Origin of the sequence: Streptomyces sp. XH2, from assembly GCF_049725035.1 — a bacterium.
In the GTDB taxonomy this organism is placed as follows: domain Bacteria; phylum Actinomycetota; class Actinomycetes; order Streptomycetales; family Streptomycetaceae; genus Streptomyces; species Streptomyces roseoverticillatus.
Window position 1 is genome coordinate 1,549 of the sequence record NZ_JBMMMZ010000036.1, and the last position, 3,476, is coordinate 5,024.

Here is a 3,476-nt window from a genome sequence, read left to right on the forward strand (position 1 = left end):
CAGGGCGGCTTCACGGACTTAGCATCGCCTGATTCGATATTGGGCGTTTCAAAGCGGGTACCGGAATATCAACCGGTTGTCCATCGACTACGCCTGTCGGCCTCGCCTTAGGTCCCGACTTACCCTGGGCAGATCAGCTTGACCCAGGAACCCTTAGTCAATCGGCGCACACGTTTCCCACGTGTGTATCGCTACTCATGCCTGCATTCTCACTCGTGAACCGTCCACAACTCGCTTCCGCGGCTGCTTCACCCGGCACACGACGCTCCCCTACCCATCCACACAGGCGTTAGCCCTCTTGTGTGAATGACACGACTTCGGCGGTACGCTTGAGCCCCGCTACATTGTCGGCGCGGAATCACTTGACCAGTGAGCTATTACGCACTCTTTCAAGGGTGGCTGCTTCTAAGCCAACCTCCTGGTTGTCTCTGCGACTCCACATCCTTTCCCACTTAGCGTACGCTTAGGGGCCTTAGTCGATGCTCTGGGCTGTTTCCCTCTCGACCATGGAGCTTATCCCCCACAGTCTCACTGCCGCGCTCTCACTTACCGGCATTCGGAGTTTGGCTAAGGTCAGTAACCCGGTAGGGCCCATCGCCTATCCAGTGCTCTACCTCCGGCAAGAAACACACGACGCTGCACCTAAATGCATTTCGGGGAGAACCAGCTATCACGGAGTTTGATTGGCCTTTCACCCCTAACCACAGGTCATCCCCCAGGTTTTCAACCCTGGTGGGTTCGGTCCTCCACGAAGTCTTACCTCCGCTTCAACCTGCCCATGGCTAGATCACTCCGCTTCGGGTCTTGGGCGCGCTACTCAATCGCCCTATTCGGACTCGCTTTCGCTACGGCTTCCCCACACGGGTTAACCTCGCAACACACCGCAAACTCGCAGGCTCATTCTTCAAAAGGCACGCAGTCACGACGATGAGTGCAAGCACTCATCGCGACGCTCCCACGGCTTGTAGGCACACGGTTTCAGGTACTATTTCACTCCGCTCCCGCGGTACTTTTCACCATTCCCTCACGGTACTATCCGCTATCGGTCACCAGGGAATATTTAGGCTTAACGGGTGGTCCCGCCAGATTCACACGGGATTTCTCGGGCCCCGTGCTACTTGGGTGTCTCTTAAACGAGCCGTTGATGTTTCAGCTACGGGGGTCTTACCCTCTACGCCGGACCTTTCGCATGTCCTTCGCCTACACCAACGGTTTCTGACTCGTCTCACAGCCGGCAGACTGTGAAAAAGAGATCCCACAACCCCGCATACGCAACCCCTGCCGGGTATCACACGCATACGGTTTGGCCTCATCCGGTTTCGCTCGCCACTACTCCCGGAATCACGGTTGTTTTCTCTTCCTGCGGGTACTGAGATGTTTCACTTCCCCGCGTTCCCTCCACACTGCCTATGTGTTCAGCAGCGGGTGACAGCCCATGACGACTGCCGGGTTTCCCCATTCGGACACCCCCGGATCAAAGCTCGGTTGACAGCTCCCCGGGGCCTATCGCGGCCTCCCACGTCCTTCATCGGTTCCTGGTGCCAAGGCATCCACCGTGCGCCCTTAAAAACTTGGCCACAGATGCTCGCGTCCACTGTGCAGTTCTCAAGCAACGACCAGCCACCCATCACCCCGACACAACGTGCCGAGTTCACTGGGGCCGGCGTCAAGAAGGTCGAGCAACGCTCGTACCCTCAGACACCCAACAGCGTGCCCGACATCTCCAAGCCTTCATTCCGTTCCACGCCGAAGCAGTACTAGGAAGAAGCACCCGATGATGCCGAATAGTCAACGTTCCACCCATGAGCAACCGTGCAAGTCATTCGCTTGCAGTCGGCCATATGCTCCTTAGAAAGGAGGTGATCCAGCCGCACCTTCCGGTACGGCTACCTTGTTACGACTTCGTCCCAATCGCCAGTCCCACCTTCGACGGCTCCCTCCACAAGGGTTGGGCCACCGGCTTCGGGTGTTACCGACTTTCGTGACGTGACGGGCGGTGTGTACAAGGCCCGGGAACGTATTCACCGCAGCAATGCTGATCTGCGATTACTAGCAACTCCAACTTCATGGGGTCGAGTTGCAGACCCCAATCCGAACTGAGACCGGCTTTTTGAGATTCGCTCCACCTCGCGGTATCGCAGCTCATTGTACCGGCCATTGTAGCACGTGTGCAGCCCAAGACATAAGGGGCATGATGACTTGACGTCGTCCCCACCTTCCTCCGAGTTGACCCCGGCAGTCTCCTGTGAGTCCCCATCACCCCGAAGGGCATGCTGGCAACACAGGACAAGGGTTGCGCTCGTTGCGGGACTTAACCCAACATCTCACGACACGAGCTGACGACAGCCATGCACCACCTGTACACCGACCACAAGGGGGACCGTGTCTCCACGGTTTTCCGGTGTATGTCAAGCCTTGGTAAGGTTCTTCGCGTTGCGTCGAATTAAGCCACATGCTCCGCTGCTTGTGCGGGCCCCCGTCAATTCCTTTGAGTTTTAGCCTTGCGGCCGTACTCCCCAGGCGGGGAACTTAATGCGTTAGCTGCGGCACGGACGACGTGGAATGTCGCCCACACCTAGTTCCCAACGTTTACGGCGTGGACTACCAGGGTATCTAATCCTGTTCGCTCCCCACGCTTTCGCTCCTCAGCGTCAGTATCGGCCCAGAGATCCGCCTTCGCCACCGGTGTTCCTCCTGATATCTGCGCATTTCACCGCTACACCAGGAATTCCGATCTCCCCTACCGAACTCTAGCCTGCCCGTATCGAATGCAGACCCGGGGTTAAGCCCCGGGCTTTCACATCCGACGCGACAAGCCGCCTACGAGCTCTTTACGCCCAATAATTCCGGACAACGCTTGCGCCCTACGTATTACCGCGGCTGCTGGCACGTAGTTAGCCGGCGCTTCTTCTGCAGGTACCGTCACTTTCGCTTCTTCCCTGCTGAAAGAGGTTTACAACCCGAAGGCCGTCATCCCTCACGCGGCGTCGCTGCATCAGGCTTTCGCCCATTGTGCAATATTCCCCACTGCTGCCTCCCGTAGGAGTCTGGGCCGTGTCTCAGTCCCAGTGTGGCCGGTCGCCCTCTCAGGCCGGCTACCCGTCGTCGCCTTGGTAGGCCATCACCCCACCAACAAGCTGATAGGCCGCGGGCTCATCCTGCACCGCCGGAGCTTTCCACCTTCAAGCATGCGCTCGAAGGTCATATCCGGTATTAGACCCCGTTTCCAGGGCTTGTCCCAGAGTGCAGGGCAGATTGCCCACGTGTTACTCACCCGTTCGCCACTAATCCACCCCGAAGGGCTTCATCGTTCGACTTGCATGTGTTAAGCACGCCGCCAGCGTTCGTCCTGAGCCAGGATCAAACTCTCCGTGAATGTTTACCGGTAATCCGGTGTGACACTCGCGTTGAGCGGAACAACCAGGAGGAATAGTCCCGGTCGTTCACAGCGTCCTCGCTGTGTTGCCTGTCAGCCC

Annotated in this window: 1 rRNA gene and 1 other annotated feature (1 of these 2 running past the window's edge); the gene reads right to left on the minus strand. The window is 58.0% G+C overall.

The features are described from left to right. Nucleotides 1–1,577, minus strand: a sequence feature (mutual gap in cmsearch alignment for this rRNA model is longer than 100); it reaches 1,516 nt to the left of the window's first position. A 275-nt stretch (nt 1,578–1,852) separates the two neighbouring features. Then, nucleotides 1,853–3,376, minus strand: a 16S ribosomal RNA gene (locus ACOTKD_RS38075). Between the last annotated feature and the right edge of the window lie 100 nt (nt 3,377–3,476).